Source organism: Alishewanella aestuarii B11, from assembly GCF_000280055.1.
Classification (GTDB): domain Bacteria; phylum Pseudomonadota; class Gammaproteobacteria; order Enterobacterales; family Alteromonadaceae; genus Alishewanella; species Alishewanella aestuarii.
Map to the genome: position 1 here is coordinate 141593 of NZ_ALAB01000010.1, position 18019 is coordinate 159611.

The window sequence follows — 18019 nt, forward strand, 5'->3', positions numbered from 1 at the left end:
GTTAGGCAAGTTGATGAAGTAGTTTTATTCTATGTTATGTGCGGTATATCGCAGCCCACGAAAAGAGGGCACCTACCTGTATATTGAAAAGCGGGACGACTTTAGCCAAGTACCGGCCCCCTTACTGGACACGTTTGGGCACCCGCAGCTGGTGACAGTGTTAAATCTGGCAAAACGGGAACATTTAGCCCTGGCCGATATTCAAAAGGTGAAAGCGGCGCTGCAGCAGCAAGGCTTTTACCTGCAATTACCCCCACCAGTAGCCAATCTGCTGGACGAGCATCGCGCGGCTTTGCAGCAAACGACGCTCAGCAACAAGGAGTCAGAATGAAGAAGAAGCTTATTGCCAGCCTGCTGCTGGCAGCCGGTTGGTTCAATGGTCAGAGTCTGGCCGAAGAGGCAAAACCGGATTTTCAAAGCTATACCGCAGCCCTGAAAGCTGAAGCGCAAAGCCGCGGCTATGATCAGGCGTTGCTGGAAGCCGTGTTTAGCAGCCTGCAATTTCATGAGCGGGTGGTCAGCGCTGACCGCAGCCAACCGGAAGTAGTCGAAACGCTGGATACCTATTTGCCGAAGCGGGTCAGTGAAACCCGGATCCGCATGGCGCGCGAACGTTATCAGCAATATCAGCCTCAGCTGGAAGAAATTGGTAAGCGCTACGGCGTGCAACCGCGCTTTATCGTGGCGTTGTGGGGTCTGGAGAGCAGCTTTGGCCGTTTTCAGGGTAACTATTCGATCCCGTCAGCGCTGGCAACGCTGGCCTACGAAGGCCGGCGTGAAGCCTTTTTCCGCACCGAGTTTTTCCATGCTCTGGATATTTTAACGCAGGGGCATATCGATCTAGATAATATGAAAGGTTCCTGGGCCGGCGCCATGGGGCAAAGCCAGTTTATGCCAAGCTCCTTTCTCGCCTATGCCCAGGATGGTGACGGTGATGGTAAAAAAGATATCTGGACTAACGAGCTGGATGTATTTGCCTCTATTGCCTATTACCTGAAACGCCAGGGCTGGAATAACAGCCTGACCTGGGGCCGCGAAGTAACATTGCCGGCCGGCTTTGACGCCGCTCATGCGATTCAGCGTGGTAGCCTGGCGCGTAATGAGTGGTTAAGCCGCTGGGACGCTTCAGCCCGTAGTATGGCCGACTGGCACAAGCTGGGGGTACGGCGCTTAAATGGTGAAGCGCTGCCGCAACGCGAAATCAACGCTGCTCTGGTGTTACCGGATGGCCCGAAAGGCCGTGCCTTCCTGGCGTATGATAACTATAAAAGCCTGATGCACTGGAACCGCTCTTACTATTTTGTCACCAGTGTTGGTTATCTGGCAGATCTTATTGTGGCGGAGCAAAGTTAATGTACCAGCATCAGGATTGGCAGGGGCAGGCGCTTGAGCTGCCGCTGGGTAAGGTTGTTTGTATCGGGCAAAACTACCAGGATCATATTGCCGAAATGCAAAGTAAAACGGCGCCCGAAGCGCTGTTTTTTATCAAACCGGCCACCTCGCTGGTGCCGCTGGCGCCGGCTTTTAGCATCCCAGCCGATCGCGGTGAGGTGCATAATGAGCTGGAGCTGGCGGTATTGATCGCCAAACCGTTGAAAAATGCCGGCTTTGCTGAGGTTACTGAGGCCATCTGGGGCTATGGGCTGGCATTGGACCTGACGCTACGCGACGTGCAGGGGCGTTTAAAACAACTGGGGCGGCCCTGGGAAATTGCTAAAGGTTTTGATGGCGCCTGTCCGATGTCACCGCTGGTGCCCAAAGCACAAGTACAACATCCGCAACAGCTGGATTTTAGCTTGCTGGTGAATGGTGAGCTGCGCCAGCAGGGTAACAGTGCCAATATGATTCGCGGTATTACCCAACTGATCAGTGAAATGAGTCAGCACTTTACCCTGCTACCCGGCGATCTGGTGCTGACTGGCACGCCGGCTGGCGTTGGTCCTTTGCAGGCTGGCGATAAGCTAAGTGTGATCCTGGCCGATCTGCTAAAAATAGATAGCCGGGTTGAGGTATAAATGAGCCCGACCGAACGTTTCTGGGAGCAAAAAAGCTTAAGCGAGATGAACGACGCTGAGTGGGAGGCCTTGTGCGACGGCTGCGCCAAATGCTGTCTGAACAAGTTTATTGATGATGACGAGGAAGAAGGCCCGACCGCTGAGCTAAAACAAGGTGAAGAGGTGGTTTTTACCAATATCGCCTGCCGCTATCTGAATAGCCATAAATGCGAATGTACCCAATATAGTCTTCGTACTGTGTTGGTGCCGGATTGCATTAAGCTGACCAAAGACAATCTGAAAGACATCTTCTTTATGCCCAACAGCTGTGCCTATCGGCGCTTACATGAAGGGCGTGGTTTGCCGTCCTGGCATCCGCTATTAAACGGCGGCAAGAAAAGCCTGATGCATAAAAAACAAATGTCGGTACGCAACAAAACCATCTCAGAGGATATGGTGGTTCTGGATGATTTTGAAGACTATATCGTTAGTTGGCCGTTAAATGATCTGGATTAAATGATGAGTGTGGAACAATCGATCATTGCTGACAGTGAGATCCTGAAACAACTCAGCGGTTATATGAGCCCAATGATGGTGCAGCTAGGTTTGTCACTGCTAGCGGTACTGGCTTATATCATCGTCAGCCGCCGGCTGGTGCCACTGATCTATGGCTTGCTGGCCGGTGGCCGGATGCGGCCGGAAATGAATAAAAGAGCCATTGTCGTTTTTCATATCCTGCTAATGCTGCTGTTGCTGGTGGTGCTAAGCATTATCTGGGGCGTGGATATTCGCGGCTTGCTGGTGCTGGCATCGTCAATTATTGCGGTAGCCGGTGTCGCCTTATTTGCGTCCTGGTCGCTAATCAGCAACGTAACCGCTTTCTTTATTCTACTGGGGCAGAAAGACTTTGCCGAAGGCAGCAAGGTGCGGATTATTGATGGTAATAATGCGCTGGAGGGTGATATTGCTGAAATCCATTTGTTTAATACGGTGCTGCGTACCAAAGAGCAGGAGCGGGTGATTTACCCAAATAACCTGATTGTGTCACGCCCGGTCGTAATTATCAGCGCGGCACAAGCACCGGTGCGTAAGACTATTGATGTGGTAGCCAAAGCAGAGCGTTGGCGTAAAAAAAATCTGCAAAGTCAGCCCGTTAATCGAATTAGCAAGTGACAGTGTGCGACAAAATGGGTAGATTTGTCGCTATAACTCTAAGCAGAATACAGCAGCCGGATGCGCTTAAAACAGATCAAACTGGCAGGTTTTAAATCCTTTGTTGACCCCACTACAGTGCCGTTTCCGCAAGCGATGACGGCCATAGTGGGGCCAAACGGCTGTGGCAAATCCAATGTGATTGATGCGGTGCGCTGGGTGCTGGGCGAAAGCTCGGCGAAAAACCTGCGCGGTGATGCAATGACCGACGTGATTTTTAACGGCTCGGCGCAGCGCAAACCGGTGTCGCAGGCCTCCGTCGAGCTGGTATTTGAAAATACTCAGGGCCGGCTGGCCGGCAATCTGGCGGATCGCAGTGAAATTGCAATCAAGCGCGTCGTGACCCGTGATGCCCAGTCGTTGTACTTCTTAAATGGCAGTAAGTGCCGCCGCCGCGATATTACCGATATTTTCCTTGGCACCGGCCTGGGCCCCCGCAGCTATGCCATTATCGAACAGGGCATGATATCGCGCCTGATCGAATCTAAACCGCAGGAGCTCAGGGTCTTTATTGAGGAGGCCGCCGGCATTTCCCGCTATAAAGAGCGGCGGCGCGAAACCGAAAACCGCATTAAACATACCCGGGATAATCTGGATCGCCTGACCGACGTGCGCGAAGAGCTGGGTAAAAATATCGACAAACTCAAGCGGCAGGCAGTTACCGCACAGCGCTATAAAGAGCTGAAAGCGCAGGAGCGCACACTGCGTGCCCAGCTGACAACGATTAAATGGCTGGGTTTTAATGACACGCTAAACAAGTTGGAACAGCAGCTGCGCGAGCAGGAAACCGAGCTGCAGAAATATCAGGCGGCGCAGGCGGGCGATGAGCGGGTGCTGACCGAATTACGCGAACAAGCCAATGCCGCACGGCAACAGCAGGAGCAGTGTCAGCAGCAGTACTATCAGTTGGGTAACAGGATCAGTGCACTGGAGCAGCAAATTGTCGGCCAGCGTCAGCAACAACAGTTACTTAGTCAGCAGATCCAGCAAAAGCAGCTGAGTCTGGCCGGTTTTCATGAGCAACAGCAGCAGGAGCAGCTGCAACGCGCCGAGCTTGAAGCGCAGCTGGAAGAGCTGATACCGGAACTGCTAGTGTTGACTGAGCAGCAGGAAGAGTTACAGGCACAATTGCTGGCAGCGACGGAGCAGGGAGCCGAGGCACAGCTTAACTGGCAAGACTGGCAACAACAGCATTATCAGCGTCGCGAGCAACTGCAGCAGTGGCGGCTGCAACTGCAACATTGGGCGCAGCAACAACATCAGTTGGCCGCACAGCAACATAAGTTAACTGAACAGCTGGCCCGGCTGGAGCCTGAGCAGGCAGAGCAAGAGCTGGCGCTGGCAGAAGCCCGGCACCAGGAGCTGGCAGAGCAAGTCGCCGCATTGCAGCTAGAGCAGGCAGAGCTTACTGCCGCCCTGGCGCAGCAGCAACAGCTGAGCGCGCAGGCAACCCAGCAGCGCCAACAGTGGCAAAACCAACAGCAAGTGTTGAGAATCGAGCATCAACGTCTTAGCCAGAGTCAACAGCAAGCCAGCAGCAGCGGGCCTTTACTGGCAGAGCAGCTGCAAATTGCAGATGGCTGGGCGCTGGCTGTTACGCTGGCACTGGGCGCACTACAACAGGCTGAGCTGGCTGCTCATACTGCGGGCAAAGCGCTGTATGTGACCGCAGTGGCTGGCGACAACGCGGCGCCGGCAAATACCCTGGCCAGCGTGGTGCGCTCAGGGGTATATCCGGATTATTTCCGGCAAATTTTATTGGCGGCGGATGAAGCGCAGGCGCTAACGATGCTGACACAGCTTAAACCCGGACAATCGGTGATCTGTGCTAAGGGTAAATGGTTCGGCACTAACTGGGGCCAGCAAAGCCAGGCGTCGCTGACCGATAGCCGTTTGTTACGCCAGGAGCGGTTACAACAATTAGGGCAGGAGTTAGCTGTCGTTGAGCAGGAGCTTGCAGCAGCTGCGGCAGCAGAGCAACAACAGCTTGAATTGCAACAACAGGCACAGCAGCAACTTAGCCAGCTTAATGCGGCACTCAGCAGCCAGCAACAAGCCCGGCAGCAACAACATACGGTGGTGCAGTTAAAACAGCAGGCGCTGCAGCAATTAAGGCAACAGAGCACACAGCTGCAGCAGCAACTGGCAGAATTACAGTTACAGCAACAGGCGCTGGCGGCAAGTGCAGAGCAAACCGAACTTAAGCTTGCAGAGGCGGAGCAAGAGTATCAGCAGGCGGTAACGCAGGAGCAGCAGTTACAGCAGCGCCAGCAACAGGCCAGGGCGCAGGAAGAGACGTTGCGCCAGCAATTGCAACAACAGCAAGGTCAGCACAGCCAGCTGCAAATGCAGCAACGGCTCTGTCAGCAGCAATTGCAAAGTGTCGAACTGAGTTTAAGCCGCGCGGCTTTGCAACAACAGCAATGGCTGGAGCAACTGGCCGAATTGCAGCTACAGCTGGACGAACAACAGGATCCGGCATTGCAACTGCAAGAGGAGCTGCAGGAAAGCTTGCTGCAGCGCAGTGACGCCGAACAGGCGCTAACCAGTGCCAATCAGCAGTTGGCTGCCATCCAGCAACAGATCCGTGAGCTGGAGCAGGGACAAAGCGGCATTACCCAGCGTTTAAGCAGCCAGCAAAAAGCGCTGGAAAATCTGCGGCTGGATGCTGAAGGCTACCGGATCCGCGCCAATAATATGCTGGAGTTGTTGCGTGAGCAGCAGGTAAATATGAAAGAGGTGCTGGCTGAATTGCCGGCCGATGCCGATGAAGCACAGTGGCAGCAACAGCTGGATAAAACCGTGGAGGCAGTTAACCGGCTTGGCGCCATTAACCTGGCAGCGATTGAAGAGTATGAGCAACAGGCCGAGCGCAAAGCCTATCTGGATGCCCAGCATCAGGATCTGACTTCGGCGTTGGACACGCTGGAAACCGCGATCCGTAAGATCGATCGCGAAACCCGGCAACGCTTTAAAGAGACCTTTGATCAGGTGAATGACGGCTTAAAACAGCTGTTTCCAAAGGTGTTTGGTGGCGGCAGTGCCTATCTGGATCTGACCGATGATGACCTGCTGGAAACCGGGGTCAGTATTATGGCCAGACCACCGGGTAAAAAAAACAGTACAATTCATTTATTATCGGGTGGTGAAAAAGCCTTAACCGCTTTATCATTAGTGTTTTCAATATTTAGACTTAACCCGGCACCGTTTTGTATGCTGGATGAGGTTGACGCCCCGCTGGATGATGCCAACGTAGGGCGCTTCTGTAATCTGGTGCGGGAAATGTCGGATACCGTACAATTTATTTATATCAGCCACAATAAAATTGCCATGGAAATGGCCGCGCAATTGATGGGGGTGACGATGCAGGAACCCGGTGTGTCCCGCGTGGTCGCAGTAGATGTGGATGATGCTGTCAAACTGGCAGTAGCCTAAAAGAGCAAAAGGTATAACAAATGGCTAGCGAGTTGCGTTTGGTATTAATTATTATCGGGGCCCTGGTGTTGGGCGGCTTGTTTTTGCATGGTCTGTGGACGGTGCGAAAAAACAGTAACAAGGTACAGCATCGCTATCATCCGGAGCAGGACAGCAAAGACGAGCGTCCGGGTGAAGGTTTTGACGAATACGGTATTGGTCAGGTTAGGGTGGTAAAGGGCGCCGGTAAAGGCAGTGCCGAGCAGCGTACTAAGCTGCACCCAAGCCGTACTGCAACCAAACCCACTAGCCGGCCAATTGATGTTAAGCGTCCGGCAGAGCAAACCGACTTATTTGCTGAGCCGAAAGAGCCGGTATTTAATTTCTCGGCCTTAGATGAGCCGAGCATTCCGGAGCAGGATGAACTGCTGCCGGAAGAGACCGATTACGGTTACGATGAGATGGCGACCGACGAGCCGGCAGACGACGCCGCTGCAGCACCCTCAGAAGTGCTGATCCTCTACGTGCTGCTGCCTGAACAGAAAGAAATCCGCGGGCAGGAGCTGTTATCGGTGTTAACCATGCTGGGCTTTAAATACGGCGATATGGACATCTTCCACCGGCATCAGGACAGTGCCGGTACCGGTGAGGTGCTGTTTAGTCTGGCCAATATGTTTAACCCCGGCACTTTTGATATTGAGCGCATGGACGAGCTGAGCACCCGTGGGCTGAGCCTGTTTATGACACTACCCGGACCGGGCGAACCGCTGCAAAACTTTAACCTGATGAACAACGCCGCGAAAAAGCTGGCGGAAGAGTTCGGTGGTCAGGTGTTAGACGGTCAGCGCAGTGTGCTGACGGTGCAAACCGTGCGGCATTATGTCGAGCGGATCCGCGAGTTTCAGCGGCAACAACTGATCCGCGGTTGATTGCCAGGCTTTAATCTAACGGCAGGATTATCCTGCCGTTTTTGTTGGTGAGTTTGCAAATGATGTCTCCTGAACAGCAAATCGCTCAGCTGCGCCGGCAGCTGGAACACTTTAACTATCAATACTATGTGTTAGACGCCCCCAGTGTGCCGGATGCCGAATACGATCGGCTGTACCGCGAGCTGCAACAACTGGAACAGCAGCATCCAGAATTGATTACCGCCGACTCACCAACACAGCGGGTTGGTGGCGCACCCTTAGCCAAATTCTCTCAGGTTAGCCATCAGGTACCGATGTTATCGCTGGACAATGCGTTTGATGACAGCGATTTTCTCTCCTTTGTAAAACGGATGCAGGATCGGCTGGATTTTGCCGGCGATTTTAGCTTTTGTGCTGAACCTAAGTTAGACGGCCTGGCGGTCAGTATCCGTTACGAACACGGCGTGTTAGTGCAGGCGGCAACCCGCGGCGATGGCAGCACCGGCGAAGATATTACCGCCAATATCCGCACCATCCGGGCGATCCCGCTGCGCTTAAGCGGTGAAGTACCGCCGGTACTGGAAGTGCGCGGCGAAGTCTTTATGCCGCTCTCTGGTTTTGAACGGCTGAACAACGATGCCAAGGCACGCGGTGAAAAAGTCTTTGCCAATCCGCGTAACGCCGCCGCGGGCAGTTTACGGCAGTTGGATCCGGCCGTTACCGCGAAAAGACCGCTGATGTTTTATGCCTATGCGGTTGGTCAACTGGATGATCCGCAGACACTATTAAACAATCGCTGCCATTATCAGCGTCTGCAGCAGTTAAAAGACTGGGGCTTGCCGGTATGCCCGGAGATCCGTCTGGTTGAGGGTACAGCGGCAGCGCTGAGCTACTATCAGCAGATCCTGGCCAAACGCGCGGCGCTACCTTATGAAATTGACGGTGTCGTCATTAAGGCCAGTAATCTGGCGCAGCAACAGGCGCTGGGCTTTGTCGCCCGCGCGCCGCGCTGGGCCATTGCCTTTAAATTCCCGGCGCAGGAAATGCTAACCACGTTACTGGACGTGGATTTTCAGGTCGGTCGCACCGGCGCTATCACCCCGGTCGCGCGGCTGGAGCCGGTTAATGTCGGCGGCGTGATGGTCAGTAATGCCACGCTGCACAATCAGGATGAAATAAACCGGCTGGGCGTACAAATTGGCGATAAAGTGATAGTGCGCCGCGCCGGTGATGTGATCCCACAAATTGTTGCCGTCGTTACCGAGCAGCGCCCGGCACAGACAAAGCCGGTAATCTTCCCCGAGGCCTGTCCGGTCTGTGGTTCAGCAGTGGAGCGGGTGAGTGGTGAGGCGGTGGCCCGCTGCAGTGGCGGTTTATATTGCGCGGCACAGCTGAAAGAATCGCTAAAACACTTTGTCTCGCGCAAGGCGCTGGATATTGAAGGTCTGGGCGATAAGCTGGTTGAGCAACTAGTCGAGCAGCAACTGGTGACAACACCGGATGCGATCTTTGACCTGGATATGCCGTCTTTAGTTGGCCTGGAGCGGATGGGCGAAAAATCGGCCCTGAAGTTGTTAAATGCCATTAAAGCCGCGAAAAGTACCACCTTGCCGCGCTTTATTTATGCCTTAGGGATCCGGGAAGTGGGTGAGGCGACGGCGCTGAATCTGGCCAATCATTTTGCGACCCTGGATGCCCTGATGGCGGCTGAAATGGAGCAGTTACTGGCGGTATCTGATGTCGGCACTGTCGTTGCTGAGCATCTGTATCATTTCTTCCGCGAGCCGCATAATCAACAGGTGGTCAGCGCCTTACTGGCGCAGGGCCTGCATTGGCCAGCGATAGCGCTGCAACAGGTCACCGAGCAGCCGTTAAGCGGCCAGACCATCGTATTAACCGGTACTTTGAGCAGTATGGGCCGTGATGAAGCCAAGGCGTTATTACAGCGGCTGGGCGCCAAAGTCTCCGGCTCGGTGTCAGCGAAAACTCATGCCGTGATTGCCGGCGAAAATGCCGGCTCGAAACTGGCGAAAGCCAGTGAATTACAGGTACCGGTCTGGGATGAGCAACAGATGTTGGATTTGTTTAAGCAGTATGGAGTCAGCCCGGATGCCTGATTGGTTAGTTAGCTTATTACTGGACTGGGGCGCCTTGTTTCGCCCCTATGTGCGCGATGAAAAAAATAAGCGACAGGCATGAAAGACTGGCCTCTGCTGGATAAATACGGTCTGACGCCGATACCACAACGCTTTTACTGGTTGCTGGCGCTGCTGCTGCGCCCTTATTTAAGCTGGGTACTAGTCCTGACCTTGCCGCCGCAGCAAAAAGATTTACTGAAACTGTTCTATCCGCAACAGCAGGACTTTTTAATCGCCTGTGTCATTGCCTTGCCGGTACTGTTGGTCGTGGCGGCACTAAGTCAACGCAGCGATAAACGCAGCGCCGCCTGGCGCGCCATCTGGCGTGCTAGCCGCTGGTTACTCTTAGTTAGCTGCGCGGCCGATTTGGCTTACAGCCTATATGATCTGCCCGCCGATGTGATTCTGGATGCGCCCTGGCGTTTGGTTTCGGTGATTGGTTTGGGGTTGGGGGTATTCTGGTTAATCCGCTCGAAAACCCTGCCGCGGATCTTTAGCGAATGGCCAGAGCCGGTAGAGAAATAAAGTACTGCGGCTCAGGCATTCATCGATAATGGCTGTTGCTTGCTTTTTAGCTGTTCATAACGACGTTGCTGCTCAGGTTTAAGGGTGGCGCCAGCGACAACCAGCTCACATTGTTGCAGCAAACGATAACGTAGATCTGGCGCGCACAGAGGTCTTGGGCTGGTTAGCAGGGTTTGCAGTAAGTTTAGTGCAATACCGGCATTCTTCGGCATCACCTTGTGTGCCAGAGCGAAGGCTTCAAACGCCTGCTCCCAATGTCCGCGTTGATAAAGCTGTACGGCACTGTTGTTAAGCTCGCGCGGGCCTTGTTGCATTTGCCGGCGCTCGGTGACTTCCTGTTGCAGGTAGGCGCCCAGCAGCGGATCGGGTTGTTGCTGTTTACAGTGCTGGCTGATTTGGCTAAACAGTTGTTCGGCCGCGTCGGTAAGCCCCACTTCATGCAGCGCCTTGGCCTTATCCAAGGCATCTTCCAGCGAGGTGATCGGCTGATCGGTTTTCAGATCGCGTAGCAGCGCCTTGGCTTTATCTTTGTGGTCTTGTAAGTACAGTAAACGGGCCTGTACTACCTGATGTTGCTCCCATAGATCCTGCTTGGCAAACTGCTTTTGTAATGCCTGTAAGCTCAGATTTACCTGCCGGTTTAAGCGGCTGTGCTGCTCTTCATCTTCAGTGGCCAGCGCAAAATCAATACTGGCCCGCGCCAGATTCAAATACAGATCCGGCTGTTCAAAAGCCGAGTAACGGGCATATTTCACCATATCCCGTGCCGCTTGGTATTGGGTTTCGTAATCATGATTCAGGCGGGATAACTGCAGTAATTTTTGCTGGCGCAGTAAATTTCGCGGTGCCAGCTCGGCGGCATCAATCAAATGCTGTTGGGCCTGCTGGTAATGCTGTTGTTTAAATTCCAGTTCCGCCAATAAGTCGAGCGCAAACAGTCGGCTTTCGCTGCGCAGTAATAACTCTTCCAGTAAGTTAAACGCCTGCTGTTCCTGACCTTTGGCGACATAACACCGTACCAGACCCATCTTGGCCCAGCTAAAGGGCTGAATACTCAGCATGGCGAGAAAGAAATGTTCGGCATCGGTAAATTCTTGCTGTGCCAGCAGAATATCGCCTTTGAGCTTTAACAGCAGCGGAAACCATTTACGTTGATTGGCATCAGCAAGTTGCTCGTCGATATAATTCAGCGCCGCCTGGTAATGCTGCGCATCCAGCAACTGATACAACGGGCGCAGTTGTTGTTTACGTTTTAGCACCCGTTCAATACGTAGCTGTAAGTCTTTAATTACAAAGGGTTTGGCCAGAAACTCGTCCGGCTGTAATTCAATAACACTGTGTACCAGGTTCGGATCGGTCTCGGCGCTGATAAAGATCACGGCACTGCTGTGCTTTTGCAGGCCACTGAATTTTAATTCGGCAAACAGCTGAAAGCCGTCTTTGCCATCGGCCTGGTTATACGAGCAGATAATAAGATCGAACAGGTTGTTACGGCACAGTGCCAGCGCCTGCTGTGGCCGTTCGGCAATGGTAATATTCTGATAACCCAGCTGCTCCAGCGTGTAGCGCAGGTAGCTTTGTGACAGGGGTTGCTCATCAATAATCAGGATGCGTTCGTCCCGCTTGGGTGCATTTTCCATTACAGGCTGGATCCGAGAACTTCGTCTAAAGCTACTATAGCAACTTTTTGCCTTGAGTTAACCGGGCAGGATCAATAAATAGGCGATTGCGCACTAAATCGGTACTCTGCATTTACCACTTTGTTCAAGATCTTGCGGCCAGAAGGATATTTTCCGTGATGCCTCACCGATATTAGTTAAGCTCTTAGCTGCGGTAGAATTTTCGTAACAGCAGCAGGGATGCTGCGGAGGCTGAAAGGGCACAAGGATGTGATCCTTGAAGCCGGTGGAGAAAATTGCTACCCAGCTAAGGGCGCTGCGCTGGTCTTGACGCTGTAGAGTCTAAGGCAGTGCATCCGGCGGTAATCATTCCGTACAACTTTGACGGGACACGCTGTGAATACATCCCTGTACGGTTACAAACTTCATCCTGAAGTTTGCCCTACGGGCCAGCTAAAGCTGTTCAAATTTGCTCCCGGCAAATTTGTGTCATTTTTCATCCCTGAAAAATACATTCCCTTACAAAGTGCACGGAATGCTTACCACCTCGTCTTATATCTGCTGTTCTCTATGATATTTTTCGTGATGCCTATCAGATACTATTTAAGCCCTTAGCTGCGGTAGAATTTTCGTAACAGCAGCAGGGATGCTGCGGAGGCTGAAAGGGCACAGGGATGTGATCCTTGAAGCCGGTGGAGAAAATTACTACCCAGCTAAGGGCGCTGCCCCAATCTCAACGCTACTGGTGCTCATCGTTACGCAGGTTCTATCTCGGTGCATCCGTCGGCTAAACGCGCCGTACAACTTTCCTGGGGCACACCGTGAACCCATCCCTGGGGGCTCCCCTTTCGCATCCATGCGAAAGACGTCCCCAGAAAAGTGTACTCTGCATTTACCGCCTCGTTCACGATCGTGCCGCCAAAAGTATATTGTCGTGATGCCTATCAGATACTATTTAAGCCCTTAGCTGCGGTAGAATTTTCGTAACAGCAGCAGGGATGCTGCGGAGGCTGAAAGGGCACAGGGATGTGATCCTTGAAGCCGGTGGAGAAAATTACTACCCAGCTAAGGGCGCTACGCTGGTCTGGACGCTAAGTGTCGGGATTTGAGCATCCGGCGATTGTGTTTCGGCAGAAAATCAATTGAGCAGATGTGAGCGACTCAAGTATTTCAGACAGGCAAAAAGCCAAGAGGCCGGTATTGTAACAATTGGGGGAACTTGGTGGATTGTACTGGGTTCGAACCAGTGACCCCCGCCTTGTAAGGGCGGTGCTCTCCCAGCTGAGCTAACAATCCATGGGAGTATCGTAAATAGGAGCTTTGGTGGATTGTACTGGGTTCGAACCAGTGACCCCCGCCTTGTAAGGGCGGTGCTCTCCCAGCTGAGCTAACAATCCATGGGAGTATCGCTGTGTAGAATATTGGTGGATTGTACTGGGTTCGAACCAGTGACCCCCGCCTTGTAAGGGCGGTGCTCTCCCAGCTGAGCTAACAATCCACGCTGCGATGGCGCACATTATAGGGAGCGTGATTTAGCTGTCAACTTTATTTTCGGGCAAAGCACGCTGTATGCCGCAAAAGTAAACAGCATAGTGAAAAAAACCAGCTTTTGCCACTACACCTCGGGTGCATCCGCCGGCGTGGATTGTTACAATACCGGCCTCTTAGCTTTTTGCCTGTCTGAATTGGAAAGATTATGTCATTAGTGACCCGTTTTGCACCCAGCCCAACCGGCTACTTACACGTAGGTGGCGCCCGTACTGCTTTATACAGCTGGCTGTATGCCAGAAAAAATGGCGGTAAATTTATTCTGCGTATCGAAGATACCGATCTGGAGCGCTCAACCCAGGAATCGGTAGACGCCATTTTAGAAGGTATGCAGTGGCTGGGACTGGAGCACGACGAAGGCCCGTACTATCAAACCAAACGCTTTGACCTGTATAAAGAAGTGGTGGCGCAGCTGTTAGCAGAAGGCAAAGCCTACAAGTGCTTCTGCACGGTAGAGGAGCTGGACGCGATGCGCGAAGCGCAAATGGCCGCCGGTGAAAAGCCAAAATATAACGGTATGTGGCGCGATCGCACTGATCATCCGGCCGATAAGCCTTATGTCATTCGCTTTAAAAACCCGCTGGATGGCGTGGTCGTGATTGACGATATGATTAAAGGCCGCATTGAAATTGCCAATGCTGAGCTGGACGATCTGGTAATTGCCCGCAGTGACGGCACCCCAACCTATAACCTGACCGTGGTGGTTGATGACTGGAAAATGGGCATTACCCATGTGATCCGGGGTGACGACCATGTTAATAACACCCCGCGGCAGATGAATATTCTGGCGGCGCTGGGCGCTGAGATCCCAAAATACGCGCATGTACCGATGATTCTGGGCGACGATGGCAAGCGGTTATCAAAGCGTCACGGCGCGGTCGGCGTTATGCAGTATCGCGATAACGGCTTTTTACCGCAGGCACTGATCAACTATTTAGTTCGTCTGGGTTGGTCGCATGGCGATCAGGAAATTTTTAGTCTGGACGAGCTGGTACAGCTGTTCGACCTGTCAGCTTGTAATCGTGCCCCATCGGCCTTTAATACCGACAAGCTGATCTGGTTAAATCAACACTATATGAAGACCCTGCCGGCAGAAGAGGTCGCCAGCCATTTAGCCTGGCATGTTGCCGAGCAAAAACTGGATATCAGCACCGGGCCAAGTTTAGCGCAGCTGGTGCAGGTGCAGGCCGAGCGGGTTAAAACCTTAAAAGAAATGGTGGAAGTCAGCCGCTATTTCTATGAAGACTTTAGCAGCTTTGACGAAGCAGCCGCCAAGAAACATTTAACTGCGGCAGCGGCGGAACCTTTGGCATTGTTACATGCCAAACTGGCTAAGTTGACCGATTGGCAGCCAGCGCTGATCCATCAGCAAATTACTGATACCGCTGCCGAACTGGCACTGGGTATGGGTAAGGTGGGGATGCCGCTACGGGTGGCAGTAACCGGTGGCGGTAATTCACCGGCGCTGGATCTGACGTTACAACTGATTGGTCAGGCGCGCAGCCTGGCCCGCATTGAGCAGGCGCTGAGCTTTATTAAGCAGCACGCTGTCTGATGCCATAGCTCAGGCCTGGCCTGAGCTGTTACCTGAAGATGTGATAACGCCTGCGAGTTCAGGCGTTTTTAGTTCGCTTAGCTTGTAGATTAAAAAAAACTGAATATTAGATTAAACATGCCTGTTTTTTTATTGTTAGTCGTAGCCTTGCTGGCGTTTCACGTCAGTGCCAATGAAGCGCCGGAAGAAGCTGAGCCTCTGGTGCCTGAATTACAGAACCTGGGGTTACTGGGCACCCTTACCGGCGATATTGAGCTGGGTTTTTTGTTTATCGATGGCAACACCGATGCGCGCGGCTGGCGGGTTAACACTGAACTGGTGCATGAAAATGATTTTTTCCGGAACCGCTATAACGTGCAGGGCCGGATCCAAAAGAATCAGTTTACCAACAGTGAAACCGGTGAAGTGCGCACCGAAGCCACAGTAAAGCGCTATGCGTTATCAGGCCAGAGTAACTACAAGTTTTTAAGCGGTTCGACCTCGTTTTTTGGCCGCGGTGCCTATGCTTACGATATGTTTGGTTCATTCCGGCAGGTCGGCTCGCTGGCAACAGGTTATGCCAACCGGGTGTATCAAAAGCAGGCCAATTATCTGGATCTGGAAACCGGCCCGGGTTTTGCGTATCGCGAGGGCGCTTCCGGCAGCACTTCTAAGGGTTTGATCTGGTTTTTGGCACTCAACTTTGAGCAGGAAATTTACAAAGGCAGCCGTTTCCGTCAAACGTTCGAAGGCAATGTGTCGGTCGATGGCGAAAACTCGGCTTATACCAGCCGCAGCGCTTTAACCGCGCAAATTAATGGCCGGCTGGCAATGCGTTTAAGTTTCTCGGTTAGCCACAACTCGCGGCCTGAGGGCAATTTGCAAACTACTGACACCGAAACCTCGGCGTCGCTGGTGTATCAATTCTAAGCAGTTGTTTGTAATTAATATTTAACAAAAAAGCCACCTGGGTGTCATTTGGCTTTCACATGGTCATGTTCCAATTTCTGCGCCAATATAATAAATCACGCAGGAACCCTGACCATGACACTATCTACTCTCCCTGTTCAAATAGACAACTCCGGCCTGGAGCCCATCTCTAATACGTCTGCTAATCCGAGCTTTGGCGAGGTATTAGAGCAACGGATGGCGCGGCGCAGCTTTTTAAAAGGCAGTTTGGCAGCAGCCGTGTCCGGTATTATGGGCGTTGGCTTAACCGGCTGTAATAGCAGCGATACCGCTGAGCCTTTGCCACCGGTTAGTGTGATCCCGGCACCGGCTTTTTTGGGTTTTGCTGCTATTGCGGCTAACCGCCTTGATGGCATTACCGTACCGGCGGGCTATAGCGCTAAACCTTTTCTGGCCTGGGGTACTCCTATCACCGGCACCTATCCGGCCTTTCTGGCGGATGCCAGCAACACGGCCGCCGAGCAGGCGATGCAAATGGGCATGAACCATGATGGCATGCATTTTTTCCCGATTGATGTGCGCAGCGGGGGTAATAGCTCCAGCGAAGGCCTACTGGTGATGAACCATGAATATGTAGAGCCCAATGTACTGCATCCGCAAGGACCGGTATTACCACGCCCGGCCGAACAGGTGGCCAAAGAGCTGGCGGCGCACGGTGTCAGTGTGGTGCATATTGAAAAAGCGGCCAATGGTGACTGGCGTGTCGTCAGTAACAGCCCCTTGAACCGCCGAATTACCGGTGAAACGCCCATGGAGCTGGCTGGTCCGGTTCGGGGCCATGCCAAGGTAGTGACCAAATACAGTCCGGATGGCAGCCGCACCCGTGGCACCTTAAATAACTGTGCTCATGGTTACACGCCCTGGGGCACCTACCTGACGGCGGAGGAAAACTGGGCGGGCTACTTTATGAATAGCGATAGCCCCCAGGTGCGTGAGCACCGCCGTTATGGTGTTGGCAGCAGTAATGGCCGTTATTTCTGGGAAACGGCTACGCCAGCTGCGGATCGCTACCAGCGTTTTAACGCATCGACATTAGCAGCCAGTGCCGCTGAGGATTACCGCAACGAACCCAATACCTTTGGCTGGATCGTTGAAATCGACCCCTTTAATCCGGACAGTGTGCCGCAAAAGCGCACCGCCCTAGGCCGCTTTGCCCACGAAGGTATCGTCTTTGCCAAGGTCACCGAAGGTGAGCCGTTAGTGGCTTATTCCGGCGATGATGCGCGGGATGAATATATTTACAAGTATGTGTCGAAACAGCCGTACTTCCGTAATACTGCCGGCGGGCATCTGCTGAATGACGGTACCCTGTATGTCGCCCGTTTTAACGCCGATGGCTCTGGTGACTGGCTGGCGCTGGATATTAATAATCCCGAGTTTGCTGCCAAGGCCGCTCTGGCCGGCGTAAGCTTTAGCGATCAGGCCGATGTGCTGCTTAATACCCGCCTGGCCGCCGATATCGCCGGTGCAACCAAGATGGATCGGCCAGAGTGGGGCGCAGTGCATCCGGAAACCTCGGAAGTGTATTTTACCCTGACTAACAATACTAACCGCACTGCAGCGCAGGTTGATGCAGCCAACCCGCGCGCCAACAATGCTACTGGCCATATTATCCGCTGGAAAGAGCGCGGTACCCTGGCCTCAAGCCAGTTTAACTGGGATATCTTCCTGCTGGCCGGTGATGTTGGCACCGCTACGCCGGGGACCAACCTGGTGTTAACGGCGGATAACCACCACGCCAGCCCGGATGGTCTGTGGTTTGATGATAATGGCTTACTGTGGATCCAAACGGATATGAGTGGCTCTCAGCAAAGCAGCGGCCCTTATGGTAACAATGCGATGCTGGTTGCCGATCCGGTGAGCCGGCAGATCAAGCGTTTCCTGGTGGGGCCAACTGACTGTGAAGTGACAGGGGTGATTATGACGCCGGATCAGCGCACTATGTTTGTTAATATCCAGCATCCGGGCGATCGGTCCAGCGTAACGAACTTTACCAGTAACTGGCCGGACGGTGGCAATAGCCGGCCGCGTTCAGCGACGGTGATTATTACCAAAGATGACGGTGGTATGATTGGGACCTAAGGTACCCGATTATTGACTGCACTAATAACACAGGGGGCCTTGGCCCCCTGTTCTGCTTCTAATATGACTCAGTAAA

Annotated in this window: 13 protein-coding genes and 3 tRNA genes; 12 read left to right on the top strand and 4 right to left on the bottom strand. The window is 53.1% G+C overall.

Annotation, left to right across the window (positions count from 1 at the left end):
• The first annotated feature begins 31 nt into the window (after nt 1-31).
• The 9 genes from AEST_RS05660 to AEST_RS05700 all read left to right on the top strand — a co-directional run bounded on the left by AEST_RS05660 (nt 32) and on the right by AEST_RS05700 (nt 10191).
• Nucleotides 32-331, top strand: a complete 300-nt coding sequence (locus AEST_RS05660; protein WP_039925156.1) for a YcgL domain-containing protein — start codon at nt 32-34, stop codon at nt 329-331.
• Nucleotides 328-1353, top strand: a complete 1026-nt coding sequence (locus tag AEST_RS05665; RefSeq protein ID WP_008607674.1) for a lytic murein transglycosylase — start codon at nt 328-330, stop codon at nt 1351-1353. Before AEST_RS05660 ends, AEST_RS05665 begins: the two co-directional genes overlap by 4 nt.
• Nucleotides 1353-2015, top strand: coding sequence for a fumarylacetoacetate hydrolase family protein (locus AEST_RS05670; RefSeq protein WP_008607675.1), 663 nt, complete (start codon nt 1353-1355; stop codon nt 2013-2015). The genes AEST_RS05665 and AEST_RS05670 overlap by 1 nt, the downstream gene beginning before the upstream one ends.
• Nucleotides 2016-2510, top strand: coding sequence for a YcgN family cysteine cluster protein (locus AEST_RS05675; protein WP_008607676.1), 495 nt, complete (start codon nt 2016-2018; stop codon nt 2508-2510).
• A gap of 3 nt (nt 2511-2513) precedes the next feature.
• On the top strand, nt 2514-3167 hold the full coding sequence (locus tag AEST_RS05680) for a mechanosensitive ion channel domain-containing protein (protein ID WP_008607678.1): 654 nt from the start codon (nt 2514-2516) through the stop codon (nt 3165-3167).
• 60 nt (nt 3168-3227) lie between these two features.
• Nucleotides 3228-6641, top strand: a complete 3414-nt coding sequence (smc, locus tag AEST_RS05685; RefSeq protein WP_008607679.1) for a chromosome segregation protein SMC — start codon at nt 3228-3230, stop codon at nt 6639-6641.
• Nucleotides 6642-6661: 20 nt separating this feature from the next.
• Nucleotides 6662-7549: a cell division protein ZipA gene (gene zipA, locus AEST_RS05690; protein ID WP_008607681.1), complete on the top strand. Its 888-nt coding sequence runs from the start codon at nt 6662-6664 to the stop codon at nt 7547-7549.
• A gap of 59 nt (nt 7550-7608) precedes the next feature.
• Nucleotides 7609-9645, top strand: coding sequence for an NAD-dependent DNA ligase LigA (gene ligA / locus AEST_RS05695; RefSeq protein ID WP_008607682.1), 2037 nt, complete (start codon nt 7609-7611; stop codon nt 9643-9645).
• A gap of 78 nt (nt 9646-9723) precedes the next feature.
• Nucleotides 9724-10191: a DUF2919 family protein gene (locus AEST_RS05700; RefSeq protein WP_008607684.1), complete on the top strand. Its 468-nt coding sequence runs from the start codon at nt 9724-9726 to the stop codon at nt 10189-10191.
• 11 nt (nt 10192-10202) lie between these two features.
• On the opposite strand, the gene AEST_RS05705 is transcribed toward AEST_RS05700, so the two are convergent.
• From AEST_RS05705 to AEST_RS05725, 4 genes are all read right to left on the bottom strand, one after another.
• Complete coding sequence (locus AEST_RS05705; protein WP_008607686.1) at nt 10203-11831, bottom strand: response regulator; 1629 nt, start codon at nt 11829-11831, stop codon at nt 10203-10205.
• A gap of 1199 nt (nt 11832-13030) precedes the next feature.
• Nucleotides 13031-13106 (bottom strand) — tRNA-Val (locus AEST_RS05715).
• A gap of 25 nt (nt 13107-13131) precedes the next feature.
• A tRNA-Val gene (locus AEST_RS05720) sits at nt 13132-13207 on the bottom strand.
• Between the two features lie 25 nt (nt 13208-13232).
• Nucleotides 13233-13308 (bottom strand) — tRNA-Val (locus AEST_RS05725).
• A 198-nt stretch (nt 13309-13506) separates the two neighbouring features.
• Here AEST_RS05725 and gltX point away from each other — a divergent pair.
• From gltX to AEST_RS05740, 3 genes are all read left to right on the top strand, one after another.
• Nucleotides 13507-14913, top strand: coding sequence for a glutamate--tRNA ligase (gltX, locus tag AEST_RS05730; protein ID WP_008607687.1), 1407 nt, complete (start codon nt 13507-13509; stop codon nt 14911-14913).
• A gap of 117 nt (nt 14914-15030) precedes the next feature.
• Complete coding sequence (locus AEST_RS05735; RefSeq protein WP_008607688.1) at nt 15031-15822, top strand: DUF481 domain-containing protein; 792 nt, start codon at nt 15031-15033, stop codon at nt 15820-15822.
• A 114-nt stretch (nt 15823-15936) separates the two neighbouring features.
• Entirely contained in the window at nt 15937-17943 is a 2007-nt protein-coding gene (locus AEST_RS05740; protein ID WP_039925159.1) for a PhoX family protein, read from the top strand.
• Nucleotides 17944-18019 lie beyond the last annotated feature (76 nt).

Excerpts from the sequence above, each read along its gene's own strand:
- AEST_RS05660 (WP_039925156.1), top strand. The coding sequence starts at position 32 with ATGTTATGTGCGGTATATCGCAGCCCACGAAAAGAGGGCACCTACCTG.
- AEST_RS05665 (WP_008607674.1), top strand. The coding sequence starts at position 328 with ATGAAGAAGAAGCTTATTGCCAGCCTGCTGCTGGCAGCCGGTTGGTTC.
- AEST_RS05670 (WP_008607675.1), top strand. The coding sequence starts at position 1,353 with ATGTACCAGCATCAGGATTGGCAGGGGCAGGCGCTTGAGCTGCCGCTG.
- AEST_RS05675 (WP_008607676.1), top strand. The coding sequence starts at position 2,016 with ATGAGCCCGACCGAACGTTTCTGGGAGCAAAAAAGCTTAAGCGAGATG.
- AEST_RS05680 (WP_008607678.1), top strand. The coding sequence starts at position 2,514 with ATGAGTGTGGAACAATCGATCATTGCTGACAGTGAGATCCTGAAACAA.
- smc (WP_008607679.1), top strand. The coding sequence starts at position 3,228 with ATGCGCTTAAAACAGATCAAACTGGCAGGTTTTAAATCCTTTGTTGAC.
- zipA (WP_008607681.1), top strand. The coding sequence starts at position 6,662 with ATGGCTAGCGAGTTGCGTTTGGTATTAATTATTATCGGGGCCCTGGTG.
- ligA (WP_008607682.1), top strand. The coding sequence starts at position 7,609 with ATGATGTCTCCTGAACAGCAAATCGCTCAGCTGCGCCGGCAGCTGGAA.
- AEST_RS05700 (WP_008607684.1), top strand. The coding sequence starts at position 9,724 with ATGAAAGACTGGCCTCTGCTGGATAAATACGGTCTGACGCCGATACCA.
- AEST_RS05705 (WP_008607686.1), bottom strand. The coding sequence starts at position 11,831 with ATGGAAAATGCACCCAAGCGGGACGAACGCATCCTGATTATTGATGAG.
- gltX (WP_008607687.1), top strand. The coding sequence starts at position 13,507 with ATGTCATTAGTGACCCGTTTTGCACCCAGCCCAACCGGCTACTTACAC.
- AEST_RS05735 (WP_008607688.1), top strand. The coding sequence starts at position 15,031 with ATGCCTGTTTTTTTATTGTTAGTCGTAGCCTTGCTGGCGTTTCACGTC.
- AEST_RS05740 (WP_039925159.1), top strand. The coding sequence starts at position 15,937 with ATGACACTATCTACTCTCCCTGTTCAAATAGACAACTCCGGCCTGGAG.